At 44.0% G+C, this 19,557-nt stretch carries 15 protein-coding genes; all 15 read left to right on the forward strand.

Features of this window, described 5'->3' with window-relative positions:
* Positions 1–82: 82 nt before the first annotated feature.
* The 15 genes from mutS (at position 83) to H8Z79_RS04815 (ending at position 19,420) form a co-directional block, all read left to right on the forward strand.
* The gene (mutS, locus tag H8Z79_RS04745) at positions 83–2,701 is read left to right on the forward strand and encodes a DNA mismatch repair protein MutS (protein ID WP_118039770.1); all 2,619 of its coding nucleotides are present in this window, start codon (positions 83–85) and stop codon (positions 2,699–2,701) included.
* A 59-nt stretch (positions 2,702–2,760) separates the two neighbouring features.
* On the forward strand, positions 2,761–4,773 hold the full coding sequence (gene mutL, locus H8Z79_RS04750; RefSeq protein WP_118039737.1) for a DNA mismatch repair endonuclease MutL: 2,013 nt from the start codon (positions 2,761–2,763) through the stop codon (positions 4,771–4,773).
* 16 nt (positions 4,774–4,789) lie between these two features.
* Complete coding sequence (gene miaA / locus H8Z79_RS04755) at positions 4,790–5,734, forward strand: tRNA (adenosine(37)-N6)-dimethylallyltransferase MiaA (protein WP_118039736.1); 945 nt, start codon at positions 4,790–4,792, stop codon at positions 5,732–5,734.
* Position 5,735: 1 nt separating this feature from the next.
* Positions 5,736–7,013, forward strand: coding sequence for a methionine gamma-lyase family protein (locus tag H8Z79_RS04760; protein WP_015542738.1), 1,278 nt, complete (start codon positions 5,736–5,738; stop codon positions 7,011–7,013).
* 19 nt (positions 7,014–7,032) lie between these two features.
* Positions 7,033–8,217: a BaiN/RdsA family NAD(P)/FAD-dependent oxidoreductase gene (locus H8Z79_RS04765; protein ID WP_118039735.1), complete on the forward strand. Its 1,185-nt coding sequence runs from the start codon at positions 7,033–7,035 to the stop codon at positions 8,215–8,217.
* Positions 8,214–9,800, forward strand: coding sequence for an NAD(P)/FAD-dependent oxidoreductase (locus tag H8Z79_RS04770; protein WP_118039734.1), 1,587 nt, complete (start codon positions 8,214–8,216; stop codon positions 9,798–9,800). The genes H8Z79_RS04765 and H8Z79_RS04770 overlap by 4 nt, the downstream gene beginning before the upstream one ends.
* 86 nt (positions 9,801–9,886) lie before the next feature.
* A complete protein-coding gene (radC, locus tag H8Z79_RS04775; RefSeq protein WP_187002738.1) occupies positions 9,887–10,597 on the forward strand; it encodes a RadC family protein in 711 nt (236 codons plus the stop codon).
* A 12-nt stretch (positions 10,598–10,609) separates the two neighbouring features.
* A complete protein-coding gene (locus H8Z79_RS04780) occupies positions 10,610–11,623 on the forward strand; it encodes a rod shape-determining protein (RefSeq protein WP_015542734.1) in 1,014 nt (337 codons plus the stop codon).
* Between the two features lie 19 nt (positions 11,624–11,642).
* Positions 11,643–12,524, forward strand: a complete 882-nt coding sequence (gene mreC, locus H8Z79_RS04785) for a rod shape-determining protein MreC (protein ID WP_015542733.1) — start codon at positions 11,643–11,645, stop codon at positions 12,522–12,524.
* Positions 12,524–13,051: a rod shape-determining protein MreD gene (gene mreD / locus H8Z79_RS04790; protein ID WP_015542732.1), complete on the forward strand. Its 528-nt coding sequence runs from the start codon at positions 12,524–12,526 to the stop codon at positions 13,049–13,051. The genes mreC and mreD overlap by 1 nt, the downstream gene beginning before the upstream one ends.
* The gene (locus H8Z79_RS04795) at positions 13,036–15,945 is read left to right on the forward strand and encodes a penicillin-binding transpeptidase domain-containing protein (RefSeq protein WP_118048760.1); all 2,910 of its coding nucleotides are present in this window, start codon (positions 13,036–13,038) and stop codon (positions 15,943–15,945) included. Before mreD ends, H8Z79_RS04795 begins: the two co-directional genes overlap by 16 nt.
* Positions 15,946–16,039: 94 nt before the next feature.
* Positions 16,040–16,828 carry a septum site-determining protein MinD gene (gene minD / locus H8Z79_RS04800; protein WP_118039769.1) on the forward strand — a complete coding sequence of 263 codons (789 nt, stop codon included), beginning with the start codon at positions 16,040–16,042 and terminating at the stop codon, positions 16,826–16,828.
* 48 nt (positions 16,829–16,876) lie between these two features.
* Complete coding sequence (locus H8Z79_RS04805) at positions 16,877–17,143, forward strand: cell division topological specificity factor MinE (protein ID WP_118039732.1); 267 nt, start codon at positions 16,877–16,879, stop codon at positions 17,141–17,143.
* The gene (locus H8Z79_RS04810; protein ID WP_118039731.1) at positions 17,127–18,287 is read left to right on the forward strand and encodes an FtsW/RodA/SpoVE family cell cycle protein; all 1,161 of its coding nucleotides are present in this window, start codon (positions 17,127–17,129) and stop codon (positions 18,285–18,287) included. Before H8Z79_RS04805 ends, H8Z79_RS04810 begins: the two co-directional genes overlap by 17 nt.
* Positions 18,284–19,420: a D-alanyl-D-alanine carboxypeptidase family protein gene (locus H8Z79_RS04815; RefSeq protein ID WP_015542729.1), complete on the forward strand. Its 1,137-nt coding sequence runs from the start codon at positions 18,284–18,286 to the stop codon at positions 19,418–19,420. Before H8Z79_RS04810 ends, H8Z79_RS04815 begins: the two co-directional genes overlap by 4 nt.
* The last annotated feature ends 137 nt before the right edge of the window (positions 19,421–19,557 follow it).

Genomic DNA, 19,557 nt, shown 5'->3' on the forward strand with positions numbered 1-19,557 from the left:
AAAGTGGGTCAAAAAAGAATATGAGGCATCCACAACCCGCATAAACACGGGGTTTCCGGCTGATACCAGTACATTATCACCGATGATGCAGGAATACTGCAAAACAAAGGAAAAATATAAGGATTGTGTGCTTTTTTACAGGCTGGGTGACTTTTATGAAATGTTCTTTGACGATGCGCTTCTTGTATCTAAAGAACTGGAACTGACACTGACCGGAAAGGACTGCGGACTGGAAGAACGTGCGCCGATGTGCGGTATTCCGTTTCATGCATCCGAAGTGTACATCAAACGACTGATCGAAAAAGGGCATAAGGTTGCGATCTGTGAGCAGGTAGAAGACCCAAAGAAAGCAAAGGGACTTGTAAAGCGTGAAGTTATCCGAGTGGTGACACCGGGAACAACGCTGGATGCAACATCTCTGGATGAATCCAAAAACAACTATCTGATGTCGATCGTTTCACTCGAAGACCATTTTGGCTGTGCTATTGCAGATATTACTACCGGTGACTGTTTCCTGACCGAGGTAGACAGACCACAGAAGCTGCTTGACGAGATCAATAAATTCGTTCCGGCAGAAATTATCTGTAATGAAGCCTTTTTTATGAGCGGAGTTGATACAGAAGATTTAAAGGACCGCCTGAGAATCTGTATTTTCCCATTGGATAACTGGTATTTTGATGACAGTCTCTGTCAGCGTACTCTGAAAGAACACTTCCATGTAAATACGCTGGAAGGTCTGGGGCTTCAGGATTATGACAGCGGTGTGATCGCAGCAGGTGCTTTGTTCCAGTATCTCAACGAGACACAGAAAACGGCACTGTCACATATGGCAACGATCCATCCATACACGGCAGATAAATTTATGCTGATCGACAGTTCTACAAGACGAAATCTTGAACTTGTAGAAACCCTTCGCGAAAAACAGAAACGTGGATCTCTTCTGTGGGTTCTGGACAAGACAAAGACGGCAATGGGTGCCCGTACACTGCGTGGATATGTAGAGCAGCCGCTGATCGATGCTGACGAGATCAACCGGAGACTGGCAGCAGTGGAAGAACTGACACAGAAACCGATGCTCCGCGAAGAGATCAGAGAATACTTAAACCCGATCTATGATCTTGAGCGACTGGTCAGCCGTATCAGCTATCAGTCTGCAAATCCGAGAGATATGGTTTCTTTTGCATCTTCACTGGAAATGCTTCCGTTTATCCGTCAGATTCTGAAAGATTTTGAGGCACCTGTCCTGAGGCAGATCTATGAAGACATGGATCCGCTGGAAGATGTGACGAATCTGATCAAACGCGCGATCGTAGAAGATCCGCCGCTTGCACAAAAAGACGGAGGTATCATCCGGGAAGGTTTTAATCCGGACGTAGACAAATACCGCCGCTCCCGTACAGACGGCAAGAAATGGCTGGCAGAACTTGAGGCAAGAGAGAAAGAACGCACCGGTATCAAAACCCTCAAGATCAAATATAACCGTGTATTCGGCTATTCTCTTGAAGTGACAAATTCGTTTAAAGACCAGGTTCCGGACAACTATGTCCGGAAACAGACACTGGCAAATGCAGAGCGTTATATCACACAGGAACTGAAAGACCTGGAAGATCTGATCCTTGGTGCGGAAGACCGCCTCTATGCTCTGGAATATGAATTGTTTGCAGATGTAAGAGAAAAGGTCGGACAGGAAGTTGTACGTATCCAGAAGACCGCAAAAGCAGTTGCGGCACTTGATGTATTTGCTTCACTTGCACTTGTGGCAGAACGCAACAATTTCGTGAAACCAAAGATTAACGAGAATGGTGTCCTTGACATCAAAGGCGGACGTCATCCGGTTGTTGAGCAGATGATCGAGAACGACATGTTTATTGCGAACGATACATATCTGGACAACCAGAAAAAGCGTGTTTCTGTCATTACTGGACCGAATATGGCAGGTAAATCTACATATATGCGTCAGACTGCACTGATCGTTCTGATGGCGCAGATCGGAAGTTTTGTTCCGGCGGAAAAAGCAAATATCGGAATCGTAGACCGGATTTTTACCCGTGTCGGGGCTTCTGATGATCTTGCAAGCGGTCAGAGTACTTTTATGGTAGAGATGACAGAGGTTGCAAATATTCTCCGTAATGCTACCGCAAAGAGTCTTCTGATCCTCGATGAGATCGGACGTGGTACAAGTACATTTGACGGACTTGCCATTGCCTGGGCAGTGATCGAACACATCAGCAATACAAAGCTTTGCGGTGCGAAGACTCTTTTTGCGACACACTATCACGAACTGACCGAGCTGGAAGGCAAGATTCCGGGAGTGAACAATTACTGTATTGCAGTCAAAGAAAAGGGCGACGATATTGTTTTCCTTCGAAAGATTGTCAAAGGCGGCGCTGACAAGAGTTATGGTATTCAGGTTGCCAAGCTGGCAGGTGTTCCGGATTCTGTTATCAGTCGCGCGAAGGAGCTGGTAGAGGAACTGAGCGACGCTGATATCACAGCTGCAGTTAAAGATCTGACCGCTCCGAAGAAAAAGCAGAAAATCATGTATGATCAGGTAGATATGGCCCAGATGTCACTTTTTGACACCGTACAGGATAATGATATCGTAGATGAAATCCGTGATCTTGATATGACACATCTGACACCGATGGAAGCTATGAATATTTTATATAATTTACAGAACAAGATCAAAAATCGCTGGTAAAAGGGCGGGATGATCGTTACTGTGAACAGTAACGGACAATCTGCTGTATGGAGGGTGCTTTGAGAAAAATCGCAGTTTTAGATCAGAATACAATTGACAAGATTGCTGCCGGAGAGGTAGTGGAGCGTCCGTCTTCGGTTGTAAAAGAACTGGTAGAGAATGCCATAGATGCCGGAGCAACGGCAGTGACTGTGGAAATCACAGATGGCGGAAAAAAGCTGATCCGTATCACAGATAATGGATCCGGAATGGAATCTGAGCAGATCCCGCTTGCTTTTTTGCGTCATGCGACAAGCAAGATTGAAAAGGTTGAGGATCTCGAGCATATTGCATCACTGGGATTCCGTGGTGAGGCACTTTCCAGTATTGCAGCTGTTTCACAGGTGGAACTGATCACTAAAACACCTTCGGATATCAGCGGCTCCCGTTATGTGATCGAAGGTGGGAATGAAATTGCGCTGGAAGAACTCGGTGCGCCGGAAGGAACGACGTTCCTTGTGCGAAATCTTTTTTATAATACACCGGCGAGAAGTAAATTTTTGAAATCAGATATGACAGAAGCAAATTATATCCATACGCTGATGGAACAGCTTGCTCTGTCACATCCGGAGATTTCCTTTAAATATATTCAGAATAAACAGGTCAAGCTGCATACATCCGGAAACTACAGTGTGAAAGATGTCATATACAGCGTGTATGGCAGGGAAATTGCAAAAGCTCTTCTGGATGTAAATTATGAAAATTCTTTTATGAAAGTAGAAGGATTTGTAGGAAAACCGGAGATTGCCAGAGGAAACCGCAGCTTTGAAAACTATTATATCAATGGCCGTTATGTAAAAAACAATATCATTACAAAGGCTATCGAAAATGCATACAGAGGATTTCTGATGCAGCACAAATTTCCGTTCGTTTCGCTTCGTATGGAGATGGAGGGGAATGATCTCGATGTCAACGTACATCCGGCAAAAAGAGAGGTACGTTTTGCCAGAGAACAGGAAGTTTATGATGCAGTGTATGATATGGTTCGGAGTGCACTGACCAGAAAGGAAATGATACCGAAAGTATCTGTAGACAGTACTCCTGCAAAAACAGAAGCAAAAGAAGAAAAAATCACCCGTGCTGCGGTGCCGGAACCGTTTGAAACGAAACGACGGGAAGAAATGTACCCGAATACGGTGAGAAAGCCGGAAGTACAGGCAAGTTTAAATCCAAAGCCGGAAGTAAGGGATGGCTTAAATGCAAGAACGGAAATACGAAAGCCTTTTTCGCAGGGTACCCAATCCGAAACAATTGTCCGCGAACCGGCAGCAGAATACAGACCTGCATTCTCTGAGGCAGAGGAAGAAATGTTCAGTGGTACACTTCGTGAAAACCAGAAACTGGATGAAGAGAAGAAGCAGGCGGAATTAAAGCTGACAGAAGAGCCGGAAAAGAAACAGGCACCTCCGCAGCAACTTGAACTCTTCGAGGAAAAACTTCTTGCACCGGAATCCAGAAGCCGCATCCGTGTAGTCGGACAGATCTTTGATACTTACTGGCTGGTGCAGTTTGAAGATAACTTTTATATCATCGATCAGCATGCAGCGCACGAAAAAGTATACTACGAGCGCATGGTGAAACAGTTCCGTGAACATTCCATTGATTCGCAGTATCTGAGTCCGCCGATGATCGTTACCTTAAGTATGCAGGAAGAAGAAGTTCTGAATTCAAATAAAGATTATTTTGAACAGTTCGGTTTTGAAATTGAGAACTTCGGCGGTCGTGAGTATCGGATCAGCGCTGTTCCGTCGAACCTTTATGGATTGACAGAAGAAGATCTGTTTCTGGAAATGCTTGACAATCTTTCCGGAAATAACAGCAGAGATGCTTTGGATATTTTTGCATCAAAACTCGCGACTATGGCATGCAAAGCGGCAGTAAAAGGCAATCATGCAATGTCTTTTGAAGAAGCAGAAAAGCTGATCGATGAGCTTCTGACACTGGATAATCCGTATCACTGTCCACATGGACGTCCGACGATCATTGCGATGACGCGTACAGAACTGGAAAAGAAATTTAAAAGAATTGTATAATAATACAGGAGCAGTTATGAAAAGACCTTTAATTGTCCTTACCGGACCGACGGCAGTGGGAAAAACAAGTCTGTCTATCTCACTTGCAAAAGCGGTGAACGGGGAAATTATTTCCGCGGATTCCATGCAGGTATATAAAAGAATGGATATCGGCTCGGCAAAAATCCGTAAGGAAGAAATGCAGGGCGTGAAGCATTATCTGGTGGATGTACTTGAACCGGAAGAGGAATTTCATATTGTGAAATTTCAGGATATGGCAAAAGCTGCCATGGAAGAAATCTATGCAAAGGGGAAACTCCCGATTTTGGTCGGCGGAACTGGCTTTTATATTCAGGCAGTGACAAGAGATATTGATTTTACAGAGGCACAGCAGGAAAATACTTACCGAGCCGAACTGGAAAAGCTGGCAGAAGAAAAAGGTGCGGAGTATCTTCATGAGTGCCTTCGCGAAGTCGATCCGGCGAGCGCAGAGGCGATTCATGCCAATAATGTCAAACGTGTGATCCGGGCATTGGAATTTTATCATCAGAACGGAACACCGATTTCTGAACATAATGAAGAACAAAAAAAACAGGTAAGCCCATATAATCTTGCCTATTTTGTGTTGAATGCACCTCGTGAGATTCTATATGAGAGAATTGACAGGCGCGTGGATCAGATGCTGGAAGAGGGTCTGGTAAAAGAGGTTGCAGATCTCAGGCAGGAAGGCTGTCACCGGGGAATGGTCTCCATGCAGGGACTTGGCTATAAAGAAATCCTTGCGTATCTGGAGGGAGAATATCCACTGGAAGAGGCTGTACGTATTCTGAAACGTGATACCAGGCATTTTGCAAAGCGTCAGCTTACCTGGTTTCGCAGGGAGTCGGATGTGATCTGGGTAGATAAAGAGAAATTTGACTGGGATGAAAAAGAAATCCTGAATTATATGAAACGCATTTGTGAGGAAAGGAAGATCATTTAGAATGAAAGAACTTTATGAACAGCTTGGGATTTCTTCTCAGGTATATGATTTTGGAGCAGAGATCGAAGAATCTCTGAAAGAACGATTTGAACAGTTTGATAAAACAGCAGAGTATAATCAGCTAAAAGTACTGATGGCAATGCAGAAAAATAAAGTAAGCGCAGAGTGTTTTCAGTCTTCTTCCGGTTATGGGTATGATGATTTCGGAAGAGACACACTGGAAAAAGTCTATGCGGACACCTTCCATACAGAAGCATGTCTGATCCGTTCACAGATTACCTGTGGTACACATGCACTTGCAATTGCGCTTTTTGGAAATCTCCGGCCGGGAGATGAACTTCTTGCACCGGCAGGAAAACCATATGATACTCTGGAAGAAGTAATCGGAATCCGTCCATCCAGAGGTTCTCTTGCAGAATATGGTGTAACCTATAGACAGGTTGATCTGAAAGAAGACGGAACCTTCGATTATGATGCGATCCGTGCAGCTATCAATGAAAAAACAAAACTTGTCGAAATTCAGCGTTCCAAAGGTTATCAGACAAGACCTTCTTATTCTGTAAAACAGATTGGAGAACTGATCTCTTTTGTCAAGAGTATCAAACCGGATGTAATCTGTATGGTCGACAACTGCTACGGAGAATTTGTAGATACAGTAGAACCTAGTGATGTAGGTGCAGACATGATCGTTGGTTCTCTGATCAAAAATCCGGGAGGCGGACTTGCACCGATCGGTGGTTATATTGCAGGAACAAAAGAATGCGTGGAAAATGCAGCAACACGTATGACCTGTCCGGGACTTGGCATGGAAGTCGGAGCATCTCTTGGCGTAAATCGCTCTTTCTATCAGGGATTTTTCCTTGCGCCAATGGTGACGAAGGGCGCGTTAAAAGGTGCTGTATTTGCTGCAAATATTTATGAAAAACTTGGTTTCCCGGTTGTTCCGAACGGAAGTGAACCACGTCAGGATATCATTCAGGCAGTAACTTTGGGTACACCGGAAGGGCTGATTGCATTCTGCAAGGGCATTCAGGCAGCGGCACCGGTAGACAGCTATGTGGATCCGGAACCGTGGGATATGCCGGGATATGACAGTCAGGTAATCATGGCGGCAGGTGCTTTTGTGCAGGGATCTTCAATTGAACTTTCAGCAGACGGTCCGGTCAAACCGCCATATGCAGTTTATTTCCAGGGCGGACTCACATGGGAACATGCAAAACTCGGTGTACTGATGTCTTTGCAGAAGCTTGTTGACGCAAAGATTGTGACACTTCCCTGATCAGAGAAAGGGAGAAAGTATGAGTGAAAATCCGCAGGTGATCGTGGTTGGCGGCGGCGCATCAGGGCTGACCGCGGCAATTGTGGCGGCACAGAACGGTGCAACCGTAACTGTTCTTGAACAGAATGAAAATCCGGGCCGTAAGATCTGCGTGACCGGAAACGGCCGCTGCAATCTGACCAATAAAGAGATGCGTCCGGAAATTTTTCGTGGAGAACACCCGGAAATTGTACAAAGCGTTTTAAAACAGTTTTCCATGGAAGATACACTGGAGTTTTTTGGACAGATGGGTGTGGCTTTTACTGACCGTAATGGATGGGTTTATCCCAGAAGTAATCAGGCAAAATGCATTCCGGAACTGATGCTTTTGAAAGCGCGCTCTCTGAAAGTAAAAATAAAAACAAGAGAAAAAGTGAAGGATGTTTATCAGAAAGACGGCAGATGGAAAGTCCGGACCGAAGGATGGACCTACGAAGGTGACAGGGTGATACTGGCAAATGGTTCCGGTGCTTCACAGGTTCCCGGTTCTGACGGAAGCGGATATGCGATTGCAGAGAAGCTCGGGCACCGTATCATCAAGCCGCTTCCGGCACTTACAGGATTACGCTGTAAGGGAAATGTATTTTCTGCCTGGGCAGGGGTGCGTACAGAAGGCGAAGTGACCCTGCTTCTGGATGGAAAGCCGCTTTATAAAGAACGGGGCGAACTTCAGCTTACGGACTACGGCATTTCGGGAATTCCGGTTTTTCAGCTCAGCAGATATGCGGTCCGTGCACTGGAAGAAAGCCAAAAAGCAGAACTTTCCATCAATTTCTTCCCGGAATATACGACAGAAGAACTGACGGAGCTTCTGGACAGGCGACGGGAGCTTTGTCCGTATCAGTCAGAAGCAGAACTTCTTGTAGGACTTCTGCCGGATAAACTGATCCGTGTTTTTCGCAAACAAAAAGATCTTATTCAGACCCTGACTTCATACAGACTGACAGTCAGAGGAAGTACCGGAATGGAACAGGCACAGGTCTGCTCCGGTGGCGTGGATACGACTCAGGTAAATGCGGAAACACTTGAATCCAATATCCATAAAGGACTTTATTTTGCAGGAGAACTTCTGGATATTGACGGACCATGCGGTGGCTATAATCTACAGTGGGCATGGTCAAGTGGTGCAGCAGCCGGTTTACACAGCGCGAAGGAGAAGTTATGATACGTATTACACAGTTGAAACTTCCTGTTGATCACAGGCAGGAGCAATTACGAAAAAAAATAGCCAGGACTCTGAGATGCGGGGAAGATACCTTTTCTTACGAAATTGTACGCCAGTCTCTGGATGCCCGTCATAAAGATGACAAAAAATTTGTTTATACGATAGATGTGAATACTCCGGCAGAAAAGAAACTGCTTCGCAAAAACAGAGATAAAAATGTGACTTTCTTTGAAAAGAAAGAATATTGTTTTCCGAAATCAGGTGAAGAGGTTCTGAAGAATCCTCCGGTAGTTGTCGGAAGTGGACCGGCAGGCCTTTTTTGTGCATGGTATCTTGCGAGAGCAGGTTACCGGCCGCTGGTACTGGAACGCGGACAGGAGGCACAGAAGCGTAAGGAAACGGTTGATCGTTTCTGGAAAGACGGGATTCTTGATCCGGAGTCTAATGTACAGTTTGGTGAAGGCGGTGCGGGTACGTTTTCTGACGGAAAGCTGAATACGCTGGTAAAAGATCCGAACGGACGTAATCATGAGGTGCTGAAACGCTTTGTGGAAGCAGGTGCGCCGCAGGAAATTGTATATCAGCAGAAGCCACATCTCGGAACGGACGTGCTGATCGGTATTGTTGAGACCATGCGCCATCAGATTGAAGAAATGGGTGGGGCGTTCCGTTTTGAATCAAAAGTAACAGACCTTTGTATGGAAAACGGGCGGCTTTGCGCTGTGGAAATTAATGATAAAGAAAAAATACCGGCGGAGATCTGTGTACTTGCACTTGGACACAGTGCCCGCGATACTTTTTCCATGCTTCACAGACGCGGGATCTTTATGCAGCCGAAATCTTTTGCAGTAGGACTTCGTATAGAGCATCCTCAGAAAATGATCAATATGGATCTTTATGGCGAAGAAGAAAACGAAGCGCTGGGAGCAGCCAGCTATAAAGTGACACATACCTGTGAGAATGGCAGAGGTGTTTATTCGTTCTGTATGTGTCCGGGAGGTTATGTAGTCAATGCGTCCTCAGAAGAGGGAATGCTTGCAGTCAACGGGATGAGCTATCAGGCACGTGACAGCAAAAATGCCAACAGTGCGCTGATCGTTACTGTTTCACCGGAGGATTTTCCGGAGGAAGGTGTTCTTGGAGGTATTGCTTTTCAGAGAAATCTGGAAAAGGCAGCATGGGAATTTGGAAAAGGCAGGATCCCGGTACAGCTTTTCGGAGATTTCAAAGAACACAGGAAAAGTACGGAATTTGGCGAGGTTGTGCCACAGATGAAAGGGGCATATGTCCTTGCAGATGTTCGTTCGATTCTTCCGAAAGAAATAGGAGATTCCATTGAAGAAGGTGTGACTGCATTTGGCAGAAAGATAAAAGGTTTCGACCGGCCGGATGCACTTTTGAGCGGCATCGAAAGCCGTACGTCTTCTCCTGTGCGTATTGTGCGGGACAGACAGGGGTGTGCAAATATTGAGGGGATTTACCCCTGTGGCGAAGGCGCCGGATATGCGGGAGGTATTACTTCTGCGGCTATGGACGGCATAAAAACTGCTGAATTCATATGTGAAAAATTTAAGAATTTTTAGGAGGGAGTATACATCTCCCTCTTTTTATGCTAGAATAATCTTTGATTCTTTTGAGATTCTGTCACAGAGAGCGGCAGGTAAATCAAATGAACCATACGATCAAAGAAATGCCGGAATCACAGAGACCCTATGAGAAATGTATACGGGAAGGCGAAGGCTCTTTAAGCGACAGCGAGCTTCTGGCAGTGATACTCCGGACAGGAACCAGGGGAAGCAATTCACTGACTCTGGCAAATGATATTTTAAAACACATGGAGCAGTCTTCTTATCCGGGACTTCTGGGAATCATTCACAGTTCACTTCCTGAACTGCGCAGGATTCACGGAATAGGTGCCGTCAAGGCAGTTCAGCTAAAATGTATCGGGGAACTGTCGAAGCGGATCGCCAGTGAGGCCGCGAGGCCTATGCTGGATTTTAAAAATCCGGATTCGATTGCTGCGTATTATATGGAGCAGCTCCGTCATCAGGAGCAGGAAGTGATGATCTGCATGATGCTGGATAATCAGAACCATCTGCTTGGTGATACGTTGCTGTCTAAGGGAACCGTCAATGCAACGCTGATCACTCCGAGAGAAATCTTTCTGGAAGCTCTGCGTTATCATGCGGTCAACCTGATACTGATTCACAATCATCCGGGAGGAAATCCGTCCCCCAGTGTATGCGACAAAGAAATCACAGAGAGAATCAGTCAGGCAGGTGAGATGCTTGGCATCTGTCTGCTGGATCATATTATCATCGGCGATCAGAGATACGTAAGTTTCAGAGAACAGGGACTGTTGGACGAATATCCGGTATGAAGGGATTGTTTTATGCTTTTAAGAAAAACATACGGAATAGATCTGGGAAGCAGCAGCATTAAAGTCTATTCCTTTTTTAAAAACAAAAGTTACATGGAAAAGAACATGCTTGCATCAAAGGGACGCAGGATTATCGCCGTGGGCAATGAAGCATACGATATGTTTGAAAAAGCACCTGCTGATATCGTAGTTAATTCGCCGATGGCTTTTGGTATGATTGCCAATCTGGAACTGCAGGAGATCGCACTGTACAGTATGATGAAAAAGATCGACCGTTTTCTCGGTATCGGTTCTGATATGTTTTTTTCGGTACCGCTTGATATGACAGCCATCGAAAAAAGAGCATACTATCATGTGGCAAACGGACACTGGCTCCGTCAGAACAGAGTCTATATGGTAGAGGCACCGATCGCAGATGCGATTGCCATGGGAGTGGATCTTAATAAAAATGCGGGAAGCATGATTGTTAATATCGGCGCACAGAGTACGCAGTTTTCGGTTATTACTGACGGCAAGATCATCATTGCCAGGAAGATTCCGATCGGTGGCAGGCAGATGAATGAGGCAATCTGCAATGAGATACGTAAGCGCTACAATCTTCAGATCGGTACGCGTACAGGAAAACGTCTGAAACTTGCGATGGGACGTCTGAATGATCAGCGTAAGGATGCACGTAAAGTCGTTGGTATCGACGGAATATCCGGCCTTCCCAGAGAAGAAGTAATCTCCGGATATGTGGTCAATGCAGGGATTATGAACTGCGTCAATGAGATTGCGGCAGAGATGAAGACTTTTCTTGAACGTATTCCTCCGCAGATTTCCTATCACATTGCGCGCGAGGGGATTTTCCTTACAGGAGGAAGTACAAAGATTCCATATATAGATAATTATCTTGCAAGTTACACCGGCTTTTCGTTTAGGCTTTCAGATCTTTACGAAAAAGCAACGGTCACGGGACTGGAAAAAATTATCCGTGACCGTGACATGATGAAGTGGGCTCAGCCCGTAAAACAACGTAAATTATGATCTTTTAGGGGTATGATACATGAAAAACCTGAAAAAAAAGTTTCGGTTTCGTATACATTTAAAAAGTAAACATCTGCTTGTTATTATGACACTTTTCTGTGGAAGTACGATTGTTGCCACACTGGCATCCGGTATTACGGCAGCTCCGTTTCAGGAGGCCGCCGGAGCAATTATAGTTCCTTTCGAAAAGAGTATCACTACGATTGGTGTATGGCTTACTGATCTTAACAGAGCATTTAAGGACAAGCAGGATCTTGTAGATGCAAATAAGGAACTTCAGAATACAGTAGATACACTGACAGAGCAGAATAATATTCTGATTCAGAGTCAGTCTGAGCTTACACGGCTTCAGGAACTGTATAAGCTGGATGAAGAGTATTCCGATTATCCGAAAATTGCGGCAAGGATCATTTCGAAAGATCCGGGCAACTGGTATGATACATTTATGATCAATAAAGGAAGTAAAGACGGAATACGTGTAGACAATAATGTTATCGCCGGAAAAGGTCTGGTTGGTATTGTCACTGAGGTAGGCAGCAACTGGGCAACTGTCCGTTCGATCATTGACGACAGCAGTAATGTAAGTGCAATGACTGTCGGTACCGATGATACCTGCGTAGTCGAAGGTGATCTGGAACTGATCGATGAGGGTAAACTGCGTTTTACACAGCTCTATGACAAAGAAGATAAAGTAACAGCAGGAGAACGGATTGTTACTTCAAATATCAGCGAAAAGTATGTCGAGGGACTTTTTATCGGATATGTCAGTGAGATTTCGCTGGATTCCAACAATCTGACAAAGACAGGGACACTTGTTACACCTGTTGATTTTCAGCATCTCAAAGATGTGTTTGTAATTACCGTAAATAAACAGGATTCCATAGAGGAAGGAGAACAGTGATGAGAAGCAAGTTTGTTTTGCTTTTGACGACAGTTGTCTGTTTTCTGATCCAGTCGACTGTGCTGCATCTGATATCTATTGGTTCGATCACACCTAATCTGCTGCTGATTCTCTGTGTTTCCATGGGACTTATGAGAGGACGTAAAGTAGGCTTGTGGACAGGCTTTTTCAGCGGTATTCTGATAGATCTGTTTTATGGCTCAGTATTTGGTTTCTATGCACTGATCTATATGTATGTCGGCTTTTTCAGCGGTTACGCATTTCGTATTTATTATGATGACGACATTAAAGTGCCGATCATGCTGACAGTGATCATGGATATATTCTATAATCTTGCTGTATATGGACTGCAGTTTCTGCTCCGCGGAAGACTGGGGCTGGGTACATATTTTACAAGAATCATTGTTCCGGAAGTTTTTTACACAGTGTTCCTTACTGTGATCGTGTATCGAATCTTTCGCTATATTAACTATCATTTCATGAGCGCAACAAGGAAAGAAAGTGAGTCTATTTGGGTACTAAAATAAAAAAACTATTCAAAAAAATTCAGTTAAAGAGAACGTCTGTACTTCTTCTTGTGTTTTTTCTTATGGCATTTGTACTGATCAGACAGTTATTTAATCTCCAGATCATTCAGGGAGAAAACTACATAGATGAGTTTCAGACAAGAACGACCAAGACGCGTGTGCTTAAGAGCACCCGTGGAAATATTTATGACAAAAACAATAAGCTGATCGCGTCAAATGTTCTGTCGTATTCTCTTACATTTGAGGACAACGGAACGTATGATACAACAAGGGAAAAAAATCTCACACTGAACGGGGTTGCATATAAAGTATTGAAAATCCTTGCATCCAACGGAGATTCGCTGTCCAATTCTTTCCATATCCAGCTGGATAAAGAAGGAAATTACAGTTTTGACGTAGATGAGGGATTTACTCTGAACCGATTCCGGGCGGATATTTATGGTCACGCATTGATCGATGATCTGACGGAAGATGAGGCAAATGCTACGGCAGATGAGATGATGAATTACCTTACCGGAAGTAAGGGCTTTTCTATCGTTCTTTACGGTGATAATGCTTATACGGATGCAGAACTGGAGCAATACGGTCTTCCGAAAGAACTTACGAAGCAGGAAATCCTGAATATTGCTATCATGCGTTATGAACTCAGCACAAACAGTTTTCAGAAATACATGGCAGTTACGATCGCGACCAATGTCAGTGAAAGTACAGTTGCTGCTGTAATGGAAAATCAGAATGAATTACAGGGTATTGATGTGCTGGAAGATTCTGTCCGTCAGTATGTAGATGATGACAGTATGGGACCTCTTCTTGGTTATACCGGACGTGCATCATCAGAAGAGCTGGAAAGCCTCAAAAAACAAAATGCAGATTATTCCAATGATGCGATCATTGGTAAAGCCGGCATCGAACAGTATATGGAACTTCAGCTGCAGGGCAAAGACGGTCAGGAAACAGTTACAGTCGACAACCTTGGTAAAGTACTTAAGATTGACAATGCCACAACCGTAGAACCTGTTGCCGGAAACGATGTCTATCTTTCAGTGGACTCTGACTGGCAGAGTGCGATTTATCAGATCCTGAAACAGCGTGTGGCAGGTATCCTTCTGAACAAGATCGAGGCAGTCAAAGAATATGATTATGAAGGCGTAAATGATGCCAGCCAGATCATCGTTCCGATTTATGATGTTTACAATGCACTGATTTCAAACAGCGTAATTGATATTGATAAATTCAGTGACGAGAAGGCCTCCGATACAGAAAAAAATCTTTATGCCAAATTTCAACAAAAGCAGCAGGAAGTTTTTGATACAATAACTAACAGGCTGACAAGTTCAAATCCGGCAGCCTATAAAGATGAAAGTAAAGAAGTACAGGAATATTTAAGTTATATCTGTGATACAGTTCTGAGAGATACGCTTGGTGTCATTGACAAAAATGCAGTAGATACTTCTGATGCGACGTATCAGGCATGGGTGAATGACCAGAGTATCAGCCTGAAGGATTATCTGAATTATGCAGCGAGCCAGAACTGGATCAATATTTCGGTAATTTCTCCAAAAGGAGAATATCTGGATTCACAGGAAATTTATCAGGCACTGACGGACTATGTGATAGATTATCTGAAGACGGATACCGGATTTTCAAAACTTCTGTATAAATATCTGCTTATGAATGATCAGATCTCCGGGCAGCAGATCTGTCTGGTGCTGTATGAACAGGGCATTCTGTCAAAAGAAGACAACTGCTATGAAAATCTGGCATCCGGTGCGATGTCATCATATGATTTTATGATCAATAAGATTTCTAATCTTGAGATTGAACCTGCACAGCTTGCACTGACTCCGTGTTCCGCATCTGCGGTAGTCACAGATGCAAAGACCGGTAAGGTACTGGCATGCGTTTCCTATCCGGGATATGACAACAACCGTCTCAGTAATAATATGGATACGTCTTATTACACGAAACTTGCACTGGATCAGTCCAGTCCGTTTTTCAATAAGGCAACACAGCAGACAACAGCACCTGGTTCTACACTGAAGCTTCTGTCTGCAGTTACCGGCATGATGGAAGGTGTCATTGACGATGGTACTTATTTTGACTGTACCGGTGAATTTGATCTGGTAACACCATCTATCTGGTGCTGGAATAAGCAGGGTCATGGATCGCTTGAAATCAGAGGGGCAATCGAACAGTCCTGTAACTATTTCTTTAATATGGTCGGCTTTCTTGCAGGCAAGAATTCAGACGGAGATTTTTCTGAGAACTTAAGTCTGACGAAACTTCAGAAATATGCATCGGAGTTTTATCTGGACAAAAAGACCGGAATCGAGATTTCTGAGGCATCACCGCATGTTTCAGACAGTAAGGCGGTACCGTCTTATATTGGACAGGGTAACCATTTGTTTACTACGACACAGCTTGCCCGTTATGCGACAGCACTTGCCACTTCCGGTACAGTTTATGACCTGTCACTGCTTGATAAGGTGACTGATGCACAGGGCAAAACGATTGAAGAATATGCACCATCAGTTGCAAATGAGATGAGTGATGTTCCGGGTAATGTATGGGAAGATATTCATGACGGTATGCGTCGAGTGGTAGAAACTCATGAGCAGTTTAACGGACTGGGAGTGACATTATCCGGTAAGACAGGTACGGCAGAGCTTGATATTTACCATCCGAACCATGGTCTCTTTATCGGATATACTACATCGTCCGAGTCAAATGAACCGGAATATTCTATTGCAGTCAGAATTGCGAACGGTTATTCTTCCGGTAATGCATGTCTGACAGCAAATGATATATTAAAATATATTTACAATCTGGCAGATGAAGATACCATTCTGACAGGCTATGCCTCCAGTGATACCAGTAATACATCAAATGACTGATGTGTCTTCCGAAAAAGATCTTTCCGGAAATGGCAGAAAAAGCTACACAGGAGAATACCAGAAGTCTGGAACATATTTTCAGGAGGGAACAAAAATGGGAGAAGTCATAGTAGTAACATCTGGCAAGGGTGGTGTTGGCAAAACGACAACAGTTGCGAATCTCGGAACCGGGCTTGCCATGCTGAACAAAAAAACAGTCGTAGTAGACACCGATATCGGACTTCGTAATCTGGACGTTATTCTTGGTCTGGAAAACAGGATTGTATATAATCTGGTGGATGTGATCAATGGAAGCTGCAGGCTGAAACAGGCATTGATCAAAGACCGGCGTTATCCGGATCTGTTTTTGCTTCCGTCAGCGCAGACGAAGGACAAGTCTGCTGTTTCTCCGGAGCAGATGATCAAACTGACAGATGAACTCAGGGAAGAATTTGATTATGTTCTTCTGGATTGCCCGGCAGGGATTGAACGGGGATTTCGGAATGCGATCGCGGGAGCCGATAAGGCAATTGTAGTGACCACTCCGGAAGTGTCAGCAATTCGCGATGCGGACCGCATTATCGGACTTCTGGAGGCATCAGACCTTCGGGATATCCATCTGATCATAAACCGTTTAAGACCGGATATGATTGCCAGAGGAGATATGATGTCTGTTGATGATGTAACAGAGATTCTTGCCGTGGATCTGATCGGAACTATTCTTGATGATGAGCAGATTGTTGTGGCTGCAAATCAGGGAGAGCCGCTTTCAGGACAGAATTCTCAGGCGGAAGAAGAATATAAAAATATCTGCCGGAGACTTCTGGGGGAGGAAGTCCCGTTTGCGGAACTGAAACAGAAAAAAGGCATGTTCAGGAGGTTGAGTGAAATCTTTCATAAATAGACAGCCGGTTCTGTTTCCGTAAAGTTCCGTTAAAGGAGGGTGTTCCCAGTGAAATCTGTCAATAAGATAAAGGGCCGCTCGGCAGAATACGCAAGAAAGAGGATGACACTTCTTCTTGTGTCGGAACGGCTTGACTGCTCTCCGCAAATGATAAATATGCTGAAAAACGATTTGATCCGTACCGTAAAAAAATATATTCCGGTGGATGAGAAGGGTGTTAATATCTGTATTACACAGGAACCTCCGATCATTCATGCAAAGATACCGGTACGGTCTGAAAATAAAGGAACACAGGAAAATGATAAAACAATATAAGTTAAGATTTTACAATTTCAGACTGGTAATATTTTTGCTTGCAATCAGTACATTTGGTATTATTCTGGTCGGAAGTGCAAGAGAAGATCTGAAATCCAAACAGCTTGCAGGTGTCATTATCGGTTTGATCATTATGGTAATCCTTTCGTTGATGGATTATTCATGGATTTCAAACTTCCAGTGGATCATGTATGGCGCCAATATCGTTCTGCTTTTGATCGTGCGTCTGTTTGGTGATTCAGCCAATGGTGCGGCAAGATGGATTGATTTTGGATTTATTCGATTTCAGCCGACTGAGCTGTCAAAGATTATAATCATATTGTTTTTTGCGCGATTTTTTATGGATCATGAGGAAGATCTGAATACGTTTCGAACGCTGGCAAAATCTGTAATTCTGCTGGCAATCCCGCTGATCTTGATCTATGAACAGCCGGACATGAAAAATACACTGATGATGCTTGCTGTATTTTGTATTCTGATTTATATTGCAGGATTGAGTTATAAGATCATTGGCGGAATGTTTCTGATCATAATTCCGCTTTCTATTATATTTTTATCAATTGTTGTTCAGCCGGATCAGAATCTGATCAAAGATTACCAGAGAAAGCGTATTATGGCTTTTCTTTATCCGGAGAATGAAGAATACGGTGATGATATTGAACAGCAGAACAACTCTAAGACAGCAATTGCTTCCGGAGAGCTGACTGGTAAAAAGCTCTCCGGAGATAAAGAAGTGGCTTCTGTAAATGAGGGTAACTTCGTATCAGAGAATCAGACAGACTTTATTTTTGCTGTGGCCGGTGAGGAATATGGATTTATGGGATGCTGTGCAATCGTCCTTTTACTGCTGGCAATTTCGGTAGAATGTATTCGGATGAGTCTCAGGGCAAAAGACTTGTCGGGGAAGGTTATATGCTGCGGTATGGCAAGTATTGTATCGCTTCAGAGTTTCCTGAATATCTGTGTAGCGACAGGAATTGCACCAAATACCGGTACACCGCTTCCTTTTGTCAGTTATGGACTTACCTCTCTTGTAAGTCTTTATATTGGTATGGGACTTGTATTGAATGTAGGACTTCAGAGCAGTGCCTATAATAAAGAAATCCGCAAGAGCACGATTGATAAGAAAGAGGATTATTTATGACAGAAAGACAGCAAAAAAGAAATGCAGCCGGACAGGGACAGCGGCGCAAAACGGCAAGGCCGGAACAGGTTCCAGAAAAGTCTCCCAAGCCGGCTCGCCCGCAGGAACGCAGATCCCCGAGAATGCGTAAAATGCGCCGGAAACGTGTAAAAAGTACAATTATACTGGTCCTTTTTCTGATGGTTGTTTTTGTCGGTGCATTTGGTGTGCTTTATGTTCTCAGAGGAGGCAGTATTTCCACTCCGGCGCAGGCGTATGATATTACCAGAGAATTTCAGCATCAGAGTCTTGTGGGGACCAGTCAGAGAGCATCAGCGTTTGCTGCTGATCTCTGTGTAGTAGACGGAGATCAGCCAATGGATTCTGTATCGCTGGAAGATGGACAGGAGGGCGTTTTACTGGATCTGAAAGATAAATCCGTGTTATTTGCAAAAGGTGCATATGAGCGCGTATATCCGGCCAGTATCACAAAAATCATCACAGCACTTCTTGCGTTTAAGAACAGCAACATGGATGATGTGGTGACCATTTCACAGGAAAACATTACATTGGAGGAAGGCTCTCAGGTAGTAGGATTTCAGGAAGGTGATCAGGTGACCATGGATCAGCTTGTGCATTGTCTTTTGGTTTATTCCGGAAATGATGCTGCGTCTGCGATTGCGACACACGTAGGCGGCACGACAGAGAATTTTGTTTCCATGATGAATGAGTATGCTGCTCAGCTTGGATGTACAGGAACTCATTTTACGAATCCGCATGGATTGCAGGATGAAAACCATTATACAACACCGTATGATATTTATCTGATGCTGAAAGAGGCATTGAATTATCCGGAATTTACAGAGATCACACAGATGCCTAGCTATACAGTTACATTTACACACAGTGACGGATCAGAGGAAAGTGTGGCGTTGACTGCAACGGACCACTATCTGACAGGCGAGGCAAATGTACCGAAAGGTGTTACAGTTCTCGGAGGAAAGACCGGTACGACCAACAGTGCGGGTAACTGCCTGGCTCTGCTCAGTCAGAATTCCTATGGTTCTCCATATATTTCAATTGTTATGGGTGCATCGAGCAAAGAACTTCTTTATCAGCAGATGACATCGCTTCTTGAAAAAATTAATCAGTAGATATAATAGACAAAAGCCTTTGCTGTTCAACTGTTTACAGCAAAGGCTTAAAATTTCACAAAAAGTTACATTTATCTATTGAAATTTGAGATAAAATGCACTATAATACAAACATATTAATTATCGTTTTTGTTCAA

The sequence above is a fragment of the Blautia intestinalis genome (genome assembly GCF_014297355.1).
GTDB classification, from domain to species: Bacteria; Bacillota; Clostridia; order Lachnospirales; family Lachnospiraceae; genus Blautia_A; species Blautia_A intestinalis.